General features: G+C 71.4%; 18 protein-coding genes. 7 read left to right on the top strand and 11 right to left on the bottom strand.

Annotated elements, in window-relative coordinates; all coding sequences use genetic code 11:
* Positions 1 to 23: 23 nt before the first annotated feature.
* The 5 genes from NDW01_RS11880 to NDW01_RS11860 all read left to right on the top strand — a co-directional run bounded on the left by NDW01_RS11880 (position 24) and on the right by NDW01_RS11860 (position 4,793).
* Positions 24 to 941, top strand: coding sequence for an RICIN domain-containing protein (locus NDW01_RS11880; protein ID WP_252819828.1), 918 nt, complete (start codon positions 24 to 26; stop codon positions 939 to 941).
* Positions 942 to 1,006: 65 nt separating this feature from the next.
* Positions 1,007 to 2,149: a carbohydrate-binding protein gene (locus tag NDW01_RS11875; protein WP_252819826.1), complete on the top strand. Its 1,143-nt coding sequence runs from the start codon at positions 1,007 to 1,009 to the stop codon at positions 2,147 to 2,149.
* A gap of 367 nt (positions 2,150 to 2,516) precedes the next feature.
* Positions 2,517 to 2,720 carry a cold-shock protein gene (locus tag NDW01_RS11870; protein ID WP_252819824.1) on the top strand — a complete coding sequence of 68 codons (204 nt, stop codon included), beginning with the start codon at positions 2,517 to 2,519 and terminating at the stop codon, positions 2,718 to 2,720.
* A 340-nt stretch (positions 2,721 to 3,060) separates the two neighbouring features.
* A complete protein-coding gene (locus NDW01_RS11865; protein WP_252819822.1) occupies positions 3,061 to 4,473 on the top strand; it encodes a DEAD/DEAH box helicase in 1,413 nt (470 codons plus the stop codon).
* Between the two features lie 86 nt (positions 4,474 to 4,559).
* Positions 4,560 to 4,793 (top strand): hypothetical protein, encoded by a 234-nt coding sequence (locus NDW01_RS11860; protein ID WP_252819820.1) that lies wholly within the window; start codon positions 4,560 to 4,562, stop codon positions 4,791 to 4,793.
* Between the two features lie 160 nt (positions 4,794 to 4,953).
* On the opposite strand, the gene NDW01_RS11855 is transcribed toward NDW01_RS11860, so the two are convergent.
* The 10 genes from NDW01_RS11855 to NDW01_RS11810 form a co-directional block, all read right to left on the bottom strand.
* Entirely contained in the window at positions 4,954 to 5,901 is a 948-nt protein-coding gene (locus NDW01_RS11855) for a sugar kinase (protein ID WP_252819818.1), read from the bottom strand.
* Positions 5,898 to 6,536, bottom strand: coding sequence for a bifunctional 4-hydroxy-2-oxoglutarate aldolase/2-dehydro-3-deoxy-phosphogluconate aldolase (locus tag NDW01_RS11850; RefSeq protein ID WP_252819815.1), 639 nt, complete (start codon positions 6,534 to 6,536; stop codon positions 5,898 to 5,900). The genes NDW01_RS11855 and NDW01_RS11850 overlap by 4 nt, the downstream gene beginning before the upstream one ends.
* Entirely contained in the window at positions 6,530 to 7,675 is a 1,146-nt protein-coding gene (gene dgoD / locus NDW01_RS11845; RefSeq protein WP_252819813.1) for a galactonate dehydratase, read from the bottom strand. The genes NDW01_RS11850 and dgoD overlap by 7 nt, the downstream gene beginning before the upstream one ends.
* Positions 7,665 to 8,444 (bottom strand): FadR/GntR family transcriptional regulator, encoded by a 780-nt coding sequence (locus tag NDW01_RS11840; RefSeq protein WP_252819812.1) that lies wholly within the window; start codon positions 8,442 to 8,444, stop codon positions 7,665 to 7,667. Before NDW01_RS11840 ends, dgoD begins: the two co-directional genes overlap by 11 nt.
* A 64-nt stretch (positions 8,445 to 8,508) precedes the next feature.
* Positions 8,509 to 9,264: an SDR family NAD(P)-dependent oxidoreductase gene (locus NDW01_RS11835; RefSeq protein WP_252819810.1), complete on the bottom strand. Its 756-nt coding sequence runs from the start codon at positions 9,262 to 9,264 to the stop codon at positions 8,509 to 8,511.
* Positions 9,261 to 10,559: a DUF4380 domain-containing protein gene (locus tag NDW01_RS11830; RefSeq protein WP_252819806.1), complete on the bottom strand. Its 1,299-nt coding sequence runs from the start codon at positions 10,557 to 10,559 to the stop codon at positions 9,261 to 9,263. Before NDW01_RS11830 ends, NDW01_RS11835 begins: the two co-directional genes overlap by 4 nt.
* Positions 10,552 to 11,631: a zinc-dependent alcohol dehydrogenase family protein gene (locus NDW01_RS11825; RefSeq protein ID WP_252819805.1), complete on the bottom strand. Its 1,080-nt coding sequence runs from the start codon at positions 11,629 to 11,631 to the stop codon at positions 10,552 to 10,554. The genes NDW01_RS11830 and NDW01_RS11825 overlap by 8 nt, the downstream gene beginning before the upstream one ends.
* A gap of 37 nt (positions 11,632 to 11,668) precedes the next feature.
* A complete protein-coding gene (locus NDW01_RS11820) occupies positions 11,669 to 12,676 on the bottom strand; it encodes an ABC transporter permease (protein WP_252819804.1) in 1,008 nt (335 codons plus the stop codon).
* The gene (locus NDW01_RS11815) at positions 12,673 to 14,268 is read right to left on the bottom strand and encodes a sugar ABC transporter ATP-binding protein (protein WP_252819801.1); all 1,596 of its coding nucleotides are present in this window, start codon (positions 14,266 to 14,268) and stop codon (positions 12,673 to 12,675) included. The genes NDW01_RS11820 and NDW01_RS11815 overlap by 4 nt, the downstream gene beginning before the upstream one ends.
* Positions 14,269 to 14,270: 2 nt before the next feature.
* Complete coding sequence (locus NDW01_RS11810; RefSeq protein ID WP_252819798.1) at positions 14,271 to 15,305, bottom strand: substrate-binding domain-containing protein; 1,035 nt, start codon at positions 15,303 to 15,305, stop codon at positions 14,271 to 14,273.
* Between the two features lie 118 nt (positions 15,306 to 15,423).
* On the opposite strand from NDW01_RS11810, the gene NDW01_RS11805 reads away from it, so the two are divergent.
* The gene (locus tag NDW01_RS11805; RefSeq protein WP_252819795.1) at positions 15,424 to 16,278 is read left to right on the top strand and encodes an SMP-30/gluconolactonase/LRE family protein; all 855 of its coding nucleotides are present in this window, start codon (positions 15,424 to 15,426) and stop codon (positions 16,276 to 16,278) included.
* Between the two features lie 80 nt (positions 16,279 to 16,358).
* Here NDW01_RS11805 and NDW01_RS11800 read toward each other — a convergent pair whose 3' ends face one another.
* Positions 16,359 to 17,228, bottom strand: a complete 870-nt coding sequence (locus tag NDW01_RS11800; protein ID WP_252819793.1) for a COG4705 family protein — start codon at positions 17,226 to 17,228, stop codon at positions 16,359 to 16,361.
* Between the two features lie 393 nt (positions 17,229 to 17,621).
* Between NDW01_RS11800 and NDW01_RS11795 the strand changes: the two genes are divergently transcribed.
* On the top strand, positions 17,622 to 19,061 hold the full coding sequence (locus NDW01_RS11795; protein WP_252819791.1) for a non-reducing end alpha-L-arabinofuranosidase family hydrolase: 1,440 nt from the start codon (positions 17,622 to 17,624) through the stop codon (positions 19,059 to 19,061).
* Position 19,062: the final 1 nt, after the last annotated feature.

Below are 19,062 nucleotides of genomic sequence, written 5' to 3'. Positions count from 1 at the left end.
ATTAACAAGTCAAGGAAGCACACATGGACGACCAGAACACGCCCGAACGGCAGCGCCGGCAACGCGCCGACCTTGTCAAGGCCTTCAGCCGCCGCGCCTGGCAGCCCAGCGAACGGCCCAATGCAGTCCCGCGGATCCTGGCGGGCGGGGTCGCGCTGATCGCCGTCGCCGGCGGGGCGTTCGCCATCGGAGCGGTGACCTCGCACCACTCCAAGACGGCGGCCGAGCAGCGGACGCGGATGGCGGCGATGACCGGTCCCGGCGCGACGCAGTCCCCCGTGGTCACGCAGGTCCCGACGCTGACCCCGACCCCGTTGCCGACCCCGGCCGCGCACAAGCCGCCGACGGCCGAACAGCCCGGCTCGGCACCTGTCGGCACCACCGCGGCCCGGCACAAGAGCTCTCGCGGAAGGGTCTCGGCCGCGGGCCGGTCGTCGCGGTCCGGGCTGCCGCAGGGCCCCCGGTTCTCGTCGGTCGCCCACGTGCTGATCCACAACGTCATGACCGGGATGTGCGCCGACCTGCCCGGGTCCGGTTACGGGTCGCTGAACGGCTCGGTGAATCAGTTCCCCTGCGTCGAGCCCGACGTCGACAACCAGCGCTGGGATCTGGTGGTGGGTCAGAAGGGCCTCGGACCGAACGGCGCCGACCTGTTCACCATTCGCAACTCCAAGGACGGCCTTTGCATGGACCTGCCCGGTGAGGGCTCCGTGTCCGTGGCCGGCGTCGTGGAGTACTACTGCAAGCCGGGCGGCGTCGACAACCAGATGTGGTACCTCGACAAGAAGGCGCCCGGGAAGTTCTGGATCCGTTCCTTCTCCTCTCCGGGCCACCGATGCCTCGACGTCTCCGGCCTGCACGGATCCGGAGGCCCGAACGCCAATCTCACGATCTACCCGTGCAGCCTCCAGGACGACCACCTCTGGACCTTCATGAGGTGACGCCACGCCCGCTGCGGCGATGCGCCGGAAACGAATCCGCTCCAGCACATTGAGGAGTACAGCAGTTGAGCGACCTGAACGAGAACGAACGTCGGCGCCAGGAGCGCGCGGACCTCGTCAACGCCTTCACCCGGACCGCGTGGCAGCCGAAGTCGCAGCCGCAGGTCGGTTCGCGAGTCCTGGCGGGCGGGGCCGCGTTGGTCCTGGTCGCCGGGGCGGCCTTCGGCATCGGCGCGATGGTCTCGTACCGTCACAAGCAGGCTGCCTCCGAGCACACGCGTCAGCTGGCCCTGGCCGCACAGAACGGCCGTGCGAACCCGGCTGTGCAACCGTCGGGGTCGACCGTCGGCGTGACGATGAACCCGGTGGCGCCCGGCCCGGGACCGTCGGCTCCGGGCAACGCCGGCCGGCAGCCCGTCGCCCCGGGCACGAAGGGATCGAAGAACAAGACGACACCGCCCGCGTCCACCCAGCCCCTGGTGACCGGCCGGCAGCCCCCGGCCTCGCCGCGCGCCGACGCCGGCATCAACGCGGCCGACGTCGGCGGCAGGGTCCATGCCGCCAAGAGGACGGGCGCGACGCGATCGTCGTCTCCGAAACGGATGACTCTCGCCGAGGTGGCCGCGCAGCAGGGCGGCGAGACGGCGCCCTACATCGTCCTGCCGCCGACGCCGGAGGCATCGCCGACCGCGTCACTACCGCCGGCGGCGACACCCTCGCCGACCCGTCGCTTCGTCCGGAGCGTGCGTCCGGCCAAGAGCCCCAGGTCCGGTGGGAATGCGCCCGCGCGGAGCGGACGCGACGCCTACCGCACGATCCAGGCCGAGTCGTTCGCCCGGAAGTCGAAGCACCTGAGCACCGAGACCTCGACCGACGTCGGCGGCGGCAAGGACACCGCTTCAGCCGCCAGCGGTGACTGGGCGCTGTACAAGAACATCGATTTCGGATCCACGCCCGCGACGCAGCTCTACGCCCGCGTCGCGAGCGCTCAGGACGACGGATACGGCCGGGTCGAGGTGCGGCTGGACGATCCGGGGAACGCGCCCGTCGCCACCCTCTACAACGTCAAGACCGGGTGGTGGCAGAACTGGTCGACGATCTCGGTCGGTGTGAGCGGGGTCACGGGAGTGCACGACGTGTACTTCTCGTACGTGAGCAACCAGCTCTGGGACTTCATCAACATCAACTGGTTCCGCTTCGGCCACTGACGTCGGGCCGGTGGTGAGGAAACGAGTCGTTGAGGGGCGGGCACGTCGCCTTTTGTCCTGAACGCATGGTGGTCCCCGGATCGTCGTCCGGGGACCACCGACCGTGCCCAGGACCACGATGCCGTGCACGTCCTCGATAGGACAGGAGGACGGCCGGAGGCACGGAGGTGGCCGGCCAGGTTGCTCGCTTCATCTATCGGTGGTACGGTAGCGGTGTTGCAGTTGTGGTTCCCATAAACTTATGTGCGCCTGCTGGTTCTAACCTCAGGCGCATTTTTGTTTCACCGGAGTCATCCGGGTGGGGTCATTACGGCGACGCGAGGCTCGCAAGGTGCGGGCTCCGTCAAGACCCCGGAAGGAAACGGCTATGGCTACCGGCACCGTGAAGTGGTTCAACGCAGAAAAGGGCTTCGGCTTCATCGAGCAGGACGGCGGCGGCGCCGACGTCTTCGCCCACTACTCCAACATCGCGGCTCAGGGCTTCCGTGAGCTGCAGGAGGGCCAGAAGGTCCAGTTCGACATCACGCAGGGCCAGAAGGGCCTCCAGGCGGAGAACATCGTTCCCGCCTGAGGTAACGCGGTGTGTCGCAGGGCCCGTACGTGAAGTTCGGGCCCTGCTCACCGGTCTTGATTTCTTCGTTTCCCACGGTAACGACGGTTGCCGTTCCAGGGTGCGGCCCTTGGCGGAGATCCGCCGCACGGCCCCCTGTCCCCGGCCGCCGGCCGGTGTGCAGCTCGATCTGAGTTCGGCCCTCAGCCGCCCTTCCGCGAGGGGCATCGGCCGTCTTGACGCCCGCGCCTCTTCGGCTTCGGCGCTGCATCGCGGCTCACTTTGGTTCGTTCTTGCGATTGCTTCAGGCCAGGGGCTGAGGAGCCTTCCTCGAAACGTGCCGCTTTCAGGAAGGTTCAGCATGACCCATTACACCCGCCCGTCCCACAGTCGCTCCCCGCACTCCCGTACCGGGGCTCCGCGTCGACCGGCCGCCCGGCAGAGCGACTTCGCGCGCACCGTGAGCTCGACGCCGCCCCTCCCTCCGGCCGCGTCGTTCGCCGAGCTGGAGATGCCGGCGGCCCTGCTGTCCACATTGACCCGGCAAGGCGTGACGGAACCGTTCCCCATCCAGGCCGCGACCCTTCCGGACGCCCTGAACGGCCGCGATGTCCTCGGCCGCGGCCGTACCGGCTCCGGAAAGACCCTCGCGTTCGGGCTGGCGATGCTCGCTCGAAGCGCCGGTCGGCGCGCTGAGCCGCGTAGGCCGCTGGCCTTGGTGCTCGTCCCCACCCGGGAACTGGCCCAGCAGGTCACCGAAGCCCTCACCCCCTACGCCAGGTCCGTCGACCTTCGATCGGCCACCGTCGTCGGGGGCGTATCGATCTCACGGCAGGCCGCCGCTCTCAACCGGGGAGCGGAGATCCTGGTCGCCACTCCGGGTCGGCTCGCGGATCTGATCAACCGAGGCGCCTGCCGCCTGGACCACGTACGCATCACCGTCTTGGACGAGGCGGATCAAATGGCCGACATGGGTTTCCTGCCGCAGGTCACCGCGCTGCTGGAACAGGTGGCCCCGGGAGGTCAGCGGATGTTGTTCTCCGCGACCCTTGACCGCAACGTCGACCGTCTGGTCCGCCGCTTCCTCACCGATCCGGTGACCCACTCGGTCGACCCGTCGGCGGGGGCGGTGACCACCATGGAGCACCACCTGCTGCACGTCACGGAGGCGGACAAGCACGACACGACCGCACACATCGCCGCCCGCGATGGCCGCGTCATCATGTTCGTCGACATGAAGCACGCCGCGGACCGGCTGACCCGCAAGCTCCTCAGCGGAGGTGTACGCGCCGCGGCGCTGCACGGCGGTAAGTCCCAGCCGCAGCGTAATCGCACGCTGGAGCAGTTCCGCACCGGAGACGTCACCGTACTCGTCGCCACCAACGTCGCCGCGCGCGGCATCCACATCGACGGACTGGATCTGGTCGTCAACGTCGATCCGCCCAACGACCACAAGGACTACCTGCACCGGGGCGGCCGCACCGCCCGCGCCGGCGAATCCGGCACCGTGGTCACGTTGGTCCTGCCCGGCCAGCGCCGCGACATGGACCGGCTGATGGCCACCGCGGGCATCACGCCGCAATCGACGCGCGTGCGGTCCGGCGATGCCGAACTCAGTCGCATCACCGGTGCCCGCACGCCCTCCGGCATCCCCGTGACCCTGCCCTCTCCGGCCACCGCAGGCTCCCGAGACGGCGGCTCGGTGCCGGGGCGTCGCCGCCCGCGGAACCGCCGCTCCCCGCGCCCCGCGGTGACTCGCACCGCCGGCGCCTAAGACGTTCACGGGACAGGCCGCCGCGCCCCAGGTCATAGACTGTTCTCAGCGGCGACTGCGGGGTTGAGATGCCTGTTTCCAAGCCCATGACCGAGCTCCATCTGCGGGTGGTGGGACAGACCACGGATTGGAAGCTGCTCCTCCACGACGAGCCCCCTACGGAAGATCAGCTGGTGGGCTGGATGCAGGATGGGGCGGTGGCGCGGCTGTTGGTCGCCGAGCAGGGGAGCAATCAGCCGCACGTGCTGCTCGTCAACTTCTCCCTCGTCGTCTCCGCCCGCGTCGTCGCCACGGTCCGAGGAAGAGGCGTCACTTTCTGACTCGAGGTCGTGGTCGCTCTCAACCGCTGCCGTGGCCATGACACGGTGCAGGGGGAAGGCGGCCTCGGGGCGGGTCTTCGAGTTGGAAGGTCTGGACGCCGACGGCGACACGTCACGCCGGGAACCGCCGGAGTTCCGGGAACGGCTGACGATGTGCTCGTCATCGCTGGGCGGTGCCGGCCTCGAGGTCGAGCAGGGCCAGGTCGGCGCGGGTCGGCAGGCCCTCCCAGTCGCCGGTGGATGCCACGGCGAACGCCCCGCAGGCGACCGCCCGCTCGAGCCGGGCGGGCACGTCGAGGTCGTCGAGCGTCCCGGACAGCAGCCCCGCGACGAACGCGTCACCCGCGCCGATCGTGTCGGCCACCCGCACCGTACGAGCCGGGCGGTCGACCCGGCCGTCGGCGCCGTACAGTGACGCGCCGCGCGCTCCGCGCTTGATGACGACCTCGTCGACGCCGGCGTCGAGCAATGCGGCGACCCGGTCCTCCTCGGTACGGGCGGCCGCCGGCGCGGCCAGGTGCAGCTCGTCCTCGGAGGCGATCAGCAGGCGCGTCCGGGGCGCCAGCCGGCGCAGGCACTCCGCGGCCGCGCTCTCCGTCCACAGCCGGCGCCGGAAGTTCACATCGAGACTGACCGGTACGCCGGTGTCGCGCGCCCGGGCGACGGCGGCGTCGACGGCTCCCCGTGCCCGCTCGCCGAGCGCCGGCGTGATCCCGGTCAGGTGCACCCAGGACGGCGGTACGCGGAAGCCGGCCGCGACGTCCTCGGCGGACACGGTCGAGCCGGCGGACCCGGAGCGGTGGTAGATGACGCTGCTGAGGTCGCCGATGCGGCGTTCGACCACCATCACCCCCGTAGGGCGGTCCGGATCGACCCGGGCCGCCTCCAGCGTGACGCCCTCGGCGCGCAGCGTCCGGAGTACCAGCGTGCCGAGCTCGTCGGCGCCGACGACGCCCACCCAGCCGACGCCGTGGCCGAGCCGGGCGAGGCCGATGGCGACGTTGCTCTCCGCGCCCGCGACCGACAGCGACATCGGCCCGCCGAGCCGCAGGGGCGCGCCCGCGCGCATCGAGGCCATGGTCTCGCCGACGGTGAGGACGTCGGTCATGGCCGGCGCGCCTTGTCGACCGCGGTGCGGAAGCGCGCCGCCCGCGCGGCGAGCGCCGTCAGGTCTCCGCCGTGCGGCGCGTCGCCGAGCAGGGGTGACGCGGCGCCCACGGCGATCGCCCCGCAGGACAGGTACTCCCGTGCGGTGTCCACATCGACCCCGCCGACCGGTACGACGTCGGTGTGCGGCAGCGGGTCGCGCAGCGCGCGCAGGTACGACGGGCCGTACGTCGACGCGGGGAACAGCTTGACGATGTGGCCGGCCTGGTCCGCCGCGATCACCTCGCTCGGGGTGAGGCATCCCGCGAGGACCGGCAGGCCGAGCCGGGCCGCCTCGGCGACGCCGGGGGAGGCGCCGGGCGTGACGACGAACGCGGCGCCGGCGTCCTGGACCCGGCGGGCGTCGGCCGCGGTGAGCACGGTTCCGGCGCCGAGGGTGATCCCGAGCCCGGCGGCCGCCAGCCGCTCGATGACCTTCACGGCGTCGGTGCCGGTGAGGGACACCTCGACCAGCCGGACGCCCGCATCGGCAAGGACCTGGACCGAGGCGACGCACGCCTCGGGGTCGGTGCCGCGGACGATCGCCAGCAGCCCGTCGCGCCGGAGCAGCGATCGGAATTCGTCGGTGGCTACCATGCGGTGAACGCTCCGTCCTTGTCGCGCCAGATCGGGTTGCGCCAGGCGTGGCCGTTCTCGTCGGCACGCCGGACGCTGGCCTCGTCGATCTCGACGCCGAGGCCGGGACCGGTGGGCAGCGACGCGTAACCGCCCGTGAAGTCGAACGGACGGCGGTCGGTGATGTAGTCGAGCAGGTCTGCGCCCTGGTTGTAGTGGATGCCGGCGCTCTGCTCCTGGATCAGGAAGTTCGGCGTCGTGAACGCCACCTGCAGGCTCGCCGCCAGCGCGATCGGCCCGAGCGGGCAGTGCGGGGCGAGCAGCACGTCGAACGTCTCGGCCAGCGCCGCGATCCGGCGGACCTCGGTGATGCCGCCGGCGTGCGACAGGTCCGGCTGCGCCACCGCGATGCCCGCCTGGAGCGGCCCCAGGAACTCCGACCGCGAGTAGAGCCGCTCCCCGCACGCGACCGGCACACTGCTGCTCGCGACGACCTCGGCGAGCCGCCCGCCGTGCTCGGGCAGCACGGGCTCCTCGACGAACAGCGGATGCAGCGGCTCCAGCGCGACGAGCAGTCGCTTGGCGTCGGCGACGCTGACCCGGCCGTGGAAGTCCAGGGCCATGTCGCGCTCCGGCCCGAGGACCGAGCGGACCGTCTCCGCGCGCTCGATCACCGCCCGGGTGTCGGCCGGCGAGGCCGCGGAGGGGAACCGGCCGGAGGCGTTCATCTTCACCGCGGTGAAGCCGTGCTCGATCTGTTCCTGGACCGCGTCACGGAGCTCCGCGGGCTCGTCGCCGCCGACCCAGGAGTACATCCGGACCCGGTCGCGGACATGGCCGCCGAGCAGGGCGTGCACCGGCAGGCCGAGCGACTTCCCGGCGATGTCCCACAGGGCCTGGTCCAGCCCGGCCACGGCGCTGGAGAGCTCCGGGCCGCCGTGGTAGAAGCCGCCCTTGGTCATCACCTGCCAGTGGTCCTGGATGCGCATGGGATCGCGGCCGACCAGGTACTCGGCGAAGAGTTCCACCGTGGTGCGGACGACCTCCGCGCGCCCCTCGACGACGGGCTCGCCCCAGCCGACGAGGCCGTCGTCGGTCTCGACGCGGCAGAACAGCCATCGTGGTGGGACGAGGAAGGTCTCGATCCGGTCAATCTTCACGCGGCACCCTCCCGTGCTGTCGCGATGCCGCGGCCCGTTGCGAGTCGACCTGCGCCTTGGTCAGCAGGTCCCGTACGGCCCGCTCGGCCGCGCCGGGGTCACCGTCGCGAACCGCCTCCAGCACCGCCGAGTGGCTGGGGATCGCGTCGTCGATGTGACCGGCCGCATGCACGATCTGGTCACGTCGGGCGAGGCCGACCTCCAGCACGATCTCCATCTGTTCCAGTAGTTCGTTCTGCGCCGCGACCAGCAGTGCCCGGTGGAAGGCCAGGTCCGCGGAGACCGCCTGCTCGGGGCCGTCGGCGGCCACCATCGCGTTCAGCGCGCGCTCCAGCCGTTCGAGGTCGGCGTCGGTGCGGCGTTGGGCCGCGAGCCGCGCCGCCGCCGGCTCGATGATCTCGCGCACCTCGTCGAGCTGGGCCAGGAACCGGTGGTCGACGCCGTCGGCGAACCGCCACCGGATGACGTCCGCGTCCAGCAGGTGCCAGTTGGCGCGCGGCTGGACGAACGTGCCCCGCTTCTGCCGTGCGTACACCAGTCCCTTCGCGCCCAGCACTTTCAACGCCTCCCGCACCGCCGTCAGGCTGATGTCGAGCTCTTCCTCGAGCGCGTTGACGTTGATGGTGGCGCCTTCGGGCAGCTCGCCGCTCACGATGCGATGGCCGATGATCTCGACGACCTCGGCGTGCACCCCGCGACGACGGCTCATCGAGGCGCGGGTCGATGACCCGTCGTCCGGCTCGGATGCCGGCTCGACCCGGGCGGTCATGCGCCCTCCTTCGTCGGAGGAGTGACCAGAGGCGCCGTGCTCACGATTCGCTCGCTCCGCTCACTCATGCCGAGTCCTTCACGATGCTCCACCCGCCGTCGACGGTCAGGGTGGTGCCGGTGACGAAGGCGGCCCGGGTGGACGCCAGGAACCCGATCGCCTCGGCGACCTCCTCGGGCCGCCCGAACCGGCGCAGGACGGTGGCCTCGATGCTCGCCTGACGGTCCGGTTCGGAGACCCGGTCCCACGCCTGGGTCAGGATCGGGCCGGGCAGTACGCAGTTGACCCGCACCTCGGGTCCGTACTCGACCGCGAGCTGCCGGGTGAGCGCGGTGAGCCCGCCCTTGGCCGCCGCGTAGGCGGGGTGGCCGGGCAGGCCGACGACGGCGTGCACCGACGAGACGACGACGGCGTTGCCGCGCCTCTCCCGCAGGTACGGCAGGCAGGCCCGGACGCCGAGGAAGGTGCCGGTCAGGTTCACGGCGAGCTGCCGGTCCCACGACGCCAGGCTCATCCGGTCGGCGGGCGCCACCTCGACGGTGGCCGCGTTGCTGACCAGGACGTCGAGACCGCCGAACCGGTCGGCCGCGAGGTCGGCGACCCGCTGCCAGTCGGTCTCCGAGGCGGCGTCGGCGGCGATGTGGGCGGCGGTGCCGCCGGCGGCGGCGATCTCGGCGACGACCTGTTCACCGCGCGGATCGATGTCGCACACCAGCACGGCCGCGCCCTGCGCGGCGACGTGCCGGGCGGTCGCCGCTCCGATGCCGGCGGCCGCGCCGGTCACGGCGACGACGCGCCGGTCGAAATCCGAAGCTGTCACGATGAGGTACTCCCAGAGTCTCGCAGCGTCGGCTTGATCATCGCAGTATCGAGTGCCGACGCGGGGCCGTCCGGACGCGCCACCCGGAGCTCGACGGCGTGCGCTCCGGCCGCGCCCGCGAGGCGCACGTCGAGCGACAGCTCCGCACCGGCACGGGCGGTCGCGACGGGACGCTCGGCGAGCGGCCGGCCGTCGGCGCCGAGGATCCGGCAGACCACGTCGCCGTCGGCGAACGCGGCGAAGTCACCGGTGAGCCGCAGGCCGCCGGCGGTGTGCTCCGCGGTGAGCTCGCGCAGCACGACGCCGGCCGGGCGGACGCGGCGCGGCGTACCGGTGCCGCGGCACACCGACAGCCGTACGGTCAGCTCGGTGTGCTCGCCGGGCGCGAGGTCCGCGAGCCGGCCCACCACCTCGCTCTCCAGGATCCGGGCGGTGGGCCGCAGGCCGCCGAGCGACTCGATGCCCCGCTCCTGCGGGCACTCCAGCCACACCTCGGCGCGCGCCCCCTCGTCGGGGTACCGCCCCGCCGGGTCGACGGCGAAGTGCTGGGTGACGGTGTGCCCGCCACGGACCGTGGCGAGCCAGCCGGACGCCCCGGGCAGCGCCAGCTTCCCGACGACGTCCTGACCGGCGACGCGGGCGACGCCCGCGTCGACCGTCCACGCCGGCAGGCCGGTGCCGGCGAGCAGCCCGCGCACCGGTACCGCGCCGTCGTCCACCCCGGCGAACCAGCCGTCGCCGGTACCGGCCTCCGGCCCCGGGAGCTGGAGCACGTTCCACGGCGCCCAGCGCACCGGGCGGTCACCGGTGTTGACCAGCCGGTGGGTGACCGTGACCGTGCTGGTGCCGGTCTCGACGTCGACCTCCCGTACGACGGTCAGCCCGCTGCGCGGATCGGCGCCGCTGGTCATGGTCAGCCGTGCGCGCTCGCCGTACTCGGCGACCGTCCAGGCGTAGGGGCCCGAGTCCAGTACGGGGTCGGGCGGGCCGGCCCACTGCCCGGGACCGTCCCAGCCCTGCGGGGCCGGCCAGGTCTTGTCGCCTCCGTAGTTCCGCCAGGTCGCCATCGTGCCGTCGGGCTCCGGGCCGTGGTCGGCGCGGCGGTGGAGCCGTTCGTCGAGCAGCGCGTCGTTGCGGTACAGCGTCTCGTGGCCGGCGAGGCGGAGCGCGAGGATGCGCCCGCCCAGCGCGGGCACCGCGCCGACCTCGATCGCGCCGGCGCGCAGCCAGACGACCTCGTCGGGCCCGGACCTGTCGACGGTGACCTCGACGGACCCGGATGGGACGTCAGTCATGAGCCCGGTACCCCGGGATCAGCACGACCTTGCCCCGGCTCTCCCCGGCCGCGAGCCGGTACGCGTCGTCGGCCCGGTCGAGGTCGAAGCGGTCGCTGACGACCGCCTCCGGGCGCAGGCCCCAGCGCACCAGGTCGGCGGTGATCCGCTCCATCCCCTGCACCGAGGTGACCCACGACGCGTACAGCGTGAGCTGCTTGTGCAGCAGGGCGTCGGACACCTCGGTCTCCAGGGTCCCGCCCTCACCGACCAGCGACACCCGGCCCCACTCGGCCGCCGACTCGATCGCGGTGCTGCGACCGGCCCGGCTGCCCGAACAGTCGATGACGGCCTGGGCGCCGACTCCGGAGGTCGCCTGGGCGACCGCCTCGGTGGCGTCGTCCGGATGGGCGGTCGCGTCGAACAGGTCCAGGCCGTCGGCCCAGCCGCGCCGTACGGCGCTGGGCTCGATGCCGATGACGCGGCGCGCGCCCATGCCCCGGGCGATCATCGCCGCCGCCAGGCCGACCGGGCCGAGACCCACCACGACCACGTCGTCGGCACCGGTGACGCCCAGCCGGTGCAGCCCCTCGTACGCGGTGCCGAAGCCACAGGCGATCAGCGCGCCGTCGACGAACGACAGCTCGTCCGGAAGCGCGATCGCGGTGCGCTCGTCCACCAGGATGTAGTCGGCGTGGCCGCCGTCGCGCTGCCAGCCGTAGGCCGCGCGGGTCGCCCCGGTGCAGCTGATCATCCAGCCGCCCCGGCAGTTGTGGCACACCCCGCACCCGACGATGTGGTACGCCAGGACCCGGTCGCCGGCGCCGAAGCGCCGCGTCTGCGGGCCGGCGGCGACGACGGTCCCCGCCGGCTCGTGCCCGGCCACCACGCCGCGGTACGCCGCGCCCTCTTCACCGCGATGGCCCTTGTAGCCGCGGTAGATGTAGCCGATGTCGCTGCCGCAGATGCCGGACGCGCCGACACGGACCAGCAGCTCGCCCGGGCCCGGCTCGGGGACCTCGACGTCGCGGACGACCGCGGTGGAGTCGCCGGGCAGGTACACGCCGCGCATGCGCTGCGGAATATCGGACACGATCACACCTTCATGTCAGTGTCGATGGTGGTTGTCATCAGGAGGTCAATCGGTTGCGGCGGCCGAGCAGGACGTTGACGAGCACGGCGAGCACGATGATCACGCCGCGTACGACGTCCTGGAGGAACTGGTTGACGCCCAGCAGGACCAGGCCGTTGCCGATCAGCGTGATGAAGATGACGCCCAGAGCGGTGGCCAGGATCGATCCCGAACCACCGGCCAGCGCCGTGCCGCCGATGACGACCGCCGCGATGACGTCGAACTCCAGGCCCATCGCCGACCCGCCGTTGCCCGAGCCGAGGCGCGCGGCGAGCAGCACACCGGTGATGGCGGCGAGCAGACCGTTCACGGCGAACAGCGAGATCCGGATCCGTTTGACCGGGATGCCGGCCAGTTCCGCGGCGCGGGGGTTGCCTCCCAGCGCGTAGACCGCCCGGCCGTACGGCGTCTTCAACGCGATGACGAGGAAGACGACCAGAAGCAGGATCATCACCACGGCCGGAGTCGGCACGCCGGCGATCGATCCGGCCAGGAAGTCGAAGAACCCCGAGTTCGGCAGCGGGACCGGTAGCGCGTTGCTGATGAACTGGGCGAGGCCGCGCAGGGCGCTGTACACGCCCAGCGTGGCGATGAAGGACGGCACGTTGAACCGCGCCCGCAGGAAGCCGGCGAACGCGCCGATCGCGGTGCCGATCAGCAGCGTCACCACGACGGCCAGCGGCACCCCGAGCCCCCAGCTCGTGGCGCCCTTGGCGACCATGACCGACCCGAACGCCACCGCCGGGCCGATCGAGATGTCGATGTCACCGGCGATGATGACCAGGGTCATGCCCCAGGCGGCGATCCCGATCTGTGCGGCGTCGCGCAGGATGCCCAGCTGGTTGCCGCTGGTGAGGAAGCCACCCGCCTTCGCGCCCAGCACGATGTACAGCAGGATGATGGCGGCGAGCAGGCCGAGCTCATTGACGCCTCGGCTGAGGCTCAGCCGGCGTACCTGCCGCTCCGCCTCGGCGGGCGCCGTCTGCGTCTGCGCGGTCGAACTCACATTGACTCCCCGGTGGTGGACGCGGCCGCGCTCCCGGTTCCGTCGGCCAGGGTGGCGGCGAAGATTGCCGATTCGGTGATGTCGGCGCCGGTCAGCTCCGCGGCGATCGCACCGTCGCGCAGCACGACGACGCGGCTGCAGACCAGCGGCAGTTCCTCGAGCTCGTTCGAGACGAACACGATGCTGACGCCGTCGTCGGCCAGTTCGCGCACCAGGTCGTAGATCTGGGCCTTGGCCTGCACGTCGACGCCGCGGGTCGGCTCGTCGAGCAGCAGGACGCGACTGCCGCGGTGCAGCCACCGGGCGATCACGGCCTTCTGCTGGTTGCCGCCCGACAGCGCGCCGATCGGCACGCCGACGTCCGGGGTGCGGACCGACAGCGCGGAGACCAGCTTCGCGGCGGCCGCCCGCTGACGCCTGCCGGACAGCAGCGGCCCCCGGCGCACCGAGCGGCGATCGGCGAGGACGATGTTCTCGTCGACGCCGAGCAGCGGGACGATGCCGTCGGTCTTGCGCTCCTCCGGGGTGAACCCGACTCCGCGACGGATCATGTCCCGGACCGACCAGCGGCGAAGCTCCTCACCGAAGACCGTGAGGGTGCCGGACGCGGGCGGCTGGAGACCGGCGATCGACCGGAGCAGCTCGCTGCGGCCCGCGCCCAGCACGCCGGCGATGCCGAGGATCTCGCCCTCATGCAGGTCGAAGGTGGCCGCGCGCACCTTGGGCGGCACCGCGAGGTCGCGCACCGACAGCACGACGGGCCGGTCCGTCGCCGGCGCGGAGGTGTGGCGGGCCGGCGCCTCGGTGGCACTCGCGGCGTCGCCGAGCATCAGCGACACGATGTCGTCGCTGCTGGCGCCCTTCGTGCCGACGGTCTCGACGAGACGGCCGTCGCGCATGACCGAGGCGGAGTCCGCGATCTGCCTGATCTCGTTCAGCCGGTGGCTGACGTAGATGATGGCCACGCCCGACGCGGCGATCCGGGTCACCGCCTGCAGCACCACGTCGACCGCGGCGGCGGCCAGCGAGCTGGTCGGCTCGTCGAGGATCAGCAGCTTCGGCGATCCGCGCAGAGCGCGGGCGATCTCCACCATCTGCTGCTCGGCCACCGGGAGCGCGCCCACGGGCATGCCCGGGTCGACCCGCACACCGAGTTCGGCCAGCGCGGCGTCCGCGGCGTCCTTCATGTGCGCGGTCCGCACGAGGCCGCCCCGGCCGGTCGGCAGCGCGCCGAGGTGGTAGTTCTCGGCCACGCTGAGCTGCGGGATGAGGCTGAGCTCCTGGTACACGGTGGCGACGCCGAGCTGGCTCGCCTCGCGGCTGCCGCCGCCGGTGAGGACCGTGCCGGCGATCTCGACCGTGCCCTCGTCGGCCTTCTCGACCCCGGACAGCAGCCGGATCAGCGTCGACTTGCCGGCGCCGTTCTTGCCGAGCAGCGCGCGCACCTCTCCGGGGCGCACCTCGAAGTCGACGTGGTCGAGCGCGAGGACGCCGGGGTACCGGCGGACCGCCCCCCGGGTCCGGGCCACCGGGCCGGAGCCGCGCTCCGACCCGGCGCCCCGGGCCTCAGGTCGATCGTTGATGGGCGCCATGGTTACGGCAGCCCGTCCGCGTGCGCCGTCAGCCACTGCTGCACGGCCGGCTTGTCGTCCGCGGTGTACCCGGTGATCGGGTCGTCCACGGTCTTGCCCAGCGATTTGTCGCCCTGGAGGACCCGCTGGACCTGCTCCCAGGCCAGCTTGCCGGTGACCTTGCCGGAGATGTCGGTGATGCTCTTGATCACCTTGCCGTCCGCGAGCGCCTTGGCGATGTCGGTGGTCATGTCGCTGCCGAACACGACGACCTTCCCGGCCTTGTTCGCCGACTGGATCGCCTTGTAGGCGCCGTAGGTGGCCCCGCCGGACTCGCCGTAGAACGCGTCGAGGTCCGGGTGGGCCTGCATCTGGTTGGTCGCCACGCTGACGGACTTGTCCTCGGTGGTACCGGCCTGGTTCGACACGAGCTGGTAGCCGGGCACCTTGGCCTTCAGCGCCTCTTCGAAGCCCTGCCGGCGCTGCGTGCACACCTGGACGAACTCGCAGTTGACGACCGCGATCTTGGGGTGCGTGATGCCGGCCTTAAGGAAGTACCGGGCCGCCGCTTCGCCGGTGTTCCTGCCGAACGCGACCGGGTCGCCCTGGACGTAGGCCGACACGTACTTGCCGAGGTCGGCCTGGTCGATGCAGGTGTTGTAGCAGATGACCGGGATGCCGGCCTTGGCCGCGGACCGGATGGCCGGCACCGAGCCGGTCTGGGAACTGGCCGAGATGATCAGGGCGTCCACGCGGGAGCTGACCAGCGTGGAGACGAACGACGCCTCCTTGGACGCGTCGTCGCCGGGGTTGCTCTCGATCAGCTTGAGCTTGGCGCCGGAGGCCGAGGCGGCGGACTTGAAACCGGCCTTGACCCCGCCGTAGAAGCCCTGCGAGTCGAGGAACACCGCGCCGACGCGCAGCGACTTGCCCTTCACCGACCCGCCGGAACCGGAGGAACCGCCGCCCGGCGTGCCACTGCTGCACGCCGAGACGCCGAGTACAAGTGCGGCGGCGGCCGCGACAAGCGCGGCCCAGCGCCGGGGACGTCTATCCAACCCAACCTCCAACACACACCGGAGCCCATCGGCCTGCCGACCACCTCGATCGAGGTGGTCATCAGTGTTAACCTGCGCGATACGGCTCGTCAACATAAATTATGAAAATATCCGGGAGGTGCTGCTGGTGGAGGCCCTGACCGTGACCGCACCCGTCGCTCGGCACGGCGAGGGACCGGTCTGGTGGCCCGACGGCCGCCTGCGGTGGGTGGACATGCTGGCCGGCGACGTGCTGAGCCTGGAGCCGGACGGACGGGTCGATCGCCACCACGTCGGCGACGTCGCCGCCGCGCTGCGGCCGCGGATCGGCGGCGGCGCGGTCATCGGGGTCGAGCGCGGCTTCGCGCTGTGCGACCCGGACGGGTCGGTACGGCCGCTCGAACCGGTCTGGGCCGACCCGGGCGTCCGCATGAACGAGGGCGGGTGCGCCCCGGACGGCAGCTTCTGGTGCGGGTCGATGGCCTACGACGCCGGTCCCGGGCGGGGCGCGCTGTACCGGCTGGCCCCCGACCTGTCGGTGACCCGTGAGCTGACCGAGGTGACGATCTCCAACGGACTGGACTGGCACCCCGACGGCACCACCGCCTACCACGTGGACACCCCGACGGGACGCGTCGACCTGTTCGACTGGTCGCCCGAGGAGGGGCTGACCGGCCGGCGGACCTTCGCGGAGATCGCGCCGGCCGATGGCACCCCGGACGGGCTGACCGTCGACGGTGAGGGCGGCGTCTGGGTCGCGCTGTGGGGTGGCTCGGCCGTACGCCGCTACGCCCCCGACGGCCGGCTCGACGAGGTCGTCACCGTCGCGGCACGGCAGGTCACCGCCTGCGCCCTGGGCGGCCCGTACGGTGACGAGCTGTTCATCACCACCTCCCGCGAGGGACTGGCGCCCGGTGACGACCCGCTCGCCGGCTGCGTCTTCCACGCGACGGTCGGCGTCCGCGGGCAGGCCGTACGGCGGTTCGCCGGGTGACGCGCGCGCCGATATGAGACAGCCCTGGCCGCTCGGCATCGAGCGGCCAGACGCCTTGGCCGTCGGCTGTGACCGGCGGGTCAGGAGATGCGGGTGGTCGCCGTGAGCGGTCGCCGGTTGTTCCGGATGTGGGCCCAGCCGATGAGCGCGAACAGGACGGCGAGCAGGACGGTGGACGAGCCTGCGGTGCCGAGGGCGAGGCCGCCTTTCGCGGTCGGCTTGGTGAGGAGGTCGCCGGCGGTGGCGCCGAACGGGCGGGTCAGGACGAAGGCGATCCAGAACAGCAGCACGTTCGGCACCGCGGGCACGTATCTGAGCGCGAGGAGTGCGGCGAGCAGCCCGGTGATGAGCAGGACACCGCCGCCGTAGCCGAGGCCTGAACTGTCCGACAGGAAGTCGCCCATCGAGGTGCCGAGCGTGTTGGAGACGAGGATCGCCGACCAGAACAGCGTTTCGCCGCGGAAGGTGTCGATGTCGCGGATCGCGAAGGTCAGCCCCGTGAACTTCCAGATGATGAAGACGGCGATCAGGATCGAGACCAGGATCGCGGCGCCGGTCGGGTAGTCCAGGCCGAGACCCTGTGGCCCCCAGCCGAGCGATTTCGCCCCTTCGGGGAGGTACTTGGTGCTCGCATCGCGGTTGATGAAGTCCGACGTCGTGGTGCCGACCGTGCTCGTGGACAGGATGACCGTCCAGTAGAACACCGGGTTGTACCGCTTCGAGGAGAGCTGGATCACCAGCGTGACGAGGAAGATGAGGAACAGGGCGATCGTCGTGAGGAAGTAGCCCAGCTTCAGCGTCTGGGCGAACAGGTCGCCCGCGGTCTCGCCGAGCGTCGTCGCGGCGATCTTCATTATCCAGAAGGCCAGAGTGACCTCTGGCAGCTTCTTCACCGTGTAGCGGCCGGCGCCGGCGATGTCGGCTTCGGTGAAGGCTTCCGGCTTCGTCATCCATTCTCCAGGTTTCGGCTGGTCGGCATGGAGGCGATCGCGCCTCTCCGCAGTCGATCGCCTACTCTCGGATAAACTACTACGCGGATAGTAGTGGATACGGGAGAACCGCCGACCACTACGTCGTGACGCAGGCGGCCGGTGAAAGCCGGTGAAAGGCCGCAGGATGCCCGGTTGCCGCGAATGGCCCTCCGACCAGGGCGAACTCGGCCTGCGCGGCGCGGCCGTCGGTGGCATGCGGGCGGACGTTGACCCCCTCGAACCCCGGTCATAGCATCCCGGCGAACCCTTTCGAAGCGGTTCGACATTCGCTTGCACCGTCCGCACCGTCCGCACCGGACGGCTGGCGGTGCCGCCATCGGCGACGAGCGAGACGACGAAGTGGGAGAGGCGATGCGACGATCGCGGATCCGTTCGTTCCTTTCGGCGGCCGTACCGCTGGCCGTCGCCGTGTCCGCCGGCGCCGTGGCGCTCACGCCCGCGCGGGCGGCCTCCGGTTGTGCGGTGACGTACTCGGTCAGCAGTCAGTGGGCGGGCGGCTTCGGGGCGAACGTGGCGCTGACCAACCTGGGAGATCCGGTCTCGAACTGGACGGTGACGTGGTCGTTCGCCGCCGGCCAGCAGGTCACGCAGGCGTGGAACGCCGCCGTGACCCAGAGCGGGCCGAACGTCACCGCCGAGAACGTCTCCTACAACGGCTCGCTGGCCACCGGGAGCAGCACGAGCTTCGGCTTCAACGGGTCGTGGACCGGCGGCAACCCGGTGCCGGCGAGTTTCGCCATGAACGGCGTCACCTGCACCGGCGGCACGACGACCTCGCCGACGCCGACGCCGACGCCGACTCCCACGCCGACGCCGACGCCTCGGCCCGGCGGGGGACTGCCGTCGAGCCTGCACTGGACGGACCAGGGCCCGCTGATGAGCGCGAAGCCCGTGTCGGGGCACGACATCGTGTCGGTGAAGGACCCGAGCATCGTGCGCTACAACGGGCAGTGGCTGGTGTACGCGACGACCGCCGACACCTCCGGCGCCTGGAGCGTGGAGTACACGCACTTCTCCGACTTCTCCCAGGCGGCGTCGGCACCCCAGTACCACCTGAGCGACAACTCCAGCATCGGCACCCGCTACATGGCCGCACCCCAGCTGTTCTACTTCGCGCCGAAGAACACGTGGTTCCTGGTGTTCCAGCAGGGCCCGCCCGCGTACTCGACCACGAACGATCCGACCCGGCCACAGACGTGGAGCACGCCGACGAACTTCTTCGCCGGTGACCCGCCGGTGGTGACCCAGCGCGGGAAGGGCTGGCTGGACTTCTTCGTCATCTGCGACACGGCGAACTGCTACCTGTTCGGCGCCGACGACGCGGGCGACATCTTCCGGTCCCAGACCACGCTCGCGAACTTCCCCAACGGGTTCGGCAACACGACGGTGGTGCTGCACGACGACAACGCGGGCAACGTGTTCGAGGGCACCGCGGTGTACAAGGTCAAGGGATCGAACACCTACCTGATGCTGGTGGAGGGGTTCGACTCCGGCGGCCACCGGGTCTACCGGGCCTGGACGTCGGACAGTCTGGCCGGCTCGTGGACGCCGTACCCGGCATCGAGCACGAGCCCGTTCGCCGGCGCCGTCAACACCACCTTCCCCGGCGGCCAGTGGACCGATGACATCAGCCACGGGGAGCTGATCCGCACCGGATACGACCAGAACCTCCAGATCGACCCCTGCCACCTGCAGTTCTTCTACCAGGGCGTCGACCCGGGGAGCACCAACGTGCCCTACTCGCAGATCCCGTGGAGGCTCGGCCTGCTCACCCAGACCGACCCCTGCTGAC

The organism is Actinoallomurus soli, from assembly GCF_024055715.1.
Taxonomy (GTDB): domain Bacteria; phylum Actinomycetota; class Actinomycetes; order Streptosporangiales; family Streptosporangiaceae; genus Actinoallomurus; species Actinoallomurus soli.
Note: the sequence above shows the minus strand (reverse complement) of the source record. Positions and strands in the feature narration are given on the sequence as shown.

What these genes read in the sequence shown, in the direction of transcription:
- NDW01_RS11880 (WP_252819828.1), top strand. Translation starts at nt 24, where the DNA reads ATGGACGACCAGAACACGCCCGAACGGCAGCGCCGGCAACGCGCCGAC.
- NDW01_RS11870 (WP_252819824.1), top strand. Translation starts at nt 2,517, where the DNA reads ATGGCTACCGGCACCGTGAAGTGGTTCAACGCAGAAAAGGGCTTCGGC.
- NDW01_RS11865 (WP_252819822.1), top strand. Translation starts at nt 3,061, where the DNA reads ATGACCCATTACACCCGCCCGTCCCACAGTCGCTCCCCGCACTCCCGT.
- NDW01_RS11860 (WP_252819820.1), top strand. Translation starts at nt 4,560, where the DNA reads ATGACCGAGCTCCATCTGCGGGTGGTGGGACAGACCACGGATTGGAAG.
- NDW01_RS11855 (WP_252819818.1), bottom strand. Translation starts at nt 5,901, where the DNA reads ATGACCGACGTCCTCACCGTCGGCGAGACCATGGCCTCGATGCGCGCG.
- NDW01_RS11850 (WP_252819815.1), bottom strand. Translation starts at nt 6,536, where the DNA reads ATGGTAGCCACCGACGAATTCCGATCGCTGCTCCGGCGCGACGGGCTG.
- NDW01_RS11840 (WP_252819812.1), bottom strand. Translation starts at nt 8,444, where the DNA reads ATGACCGCCCGGGTCGAGCCGGCATCCGAGCCGGACGACGGGTCATCG.
- NDW01_RS11830 (WP_252819806.1), bottom strand. Translation starts at nt 10,559, where the DNA reads ATGACTGACGTCCCATCCGGGTCCGTCGAGGTCACCGTCGACAGGTCC.
- NDW01_RS11815 (WP_252819801.1), bottom strand. Translation starts at nt 14,268, where the DNA reads ATGGCGCCCATCAACGATCGACCTGAGGCCCGGGGCGCCGGGTCGGAG.
- NDW01_RS11800 (WP_252819793.1), bottom strand. Translation starts at nt 17,228, where the DNA reads ATGACGAAGCCGGAAGCCTTCACCGAAGCCGACATCGCCGGCGCCGGC.
- NDW01_RS11795 (WP_252819791.1), top strand. Translation starts at nt 17,622, where the DNA reads ATGCGACGATCGCGGATCCGTTCGTTCCTTTCGGCGGCCGTACCGCTG.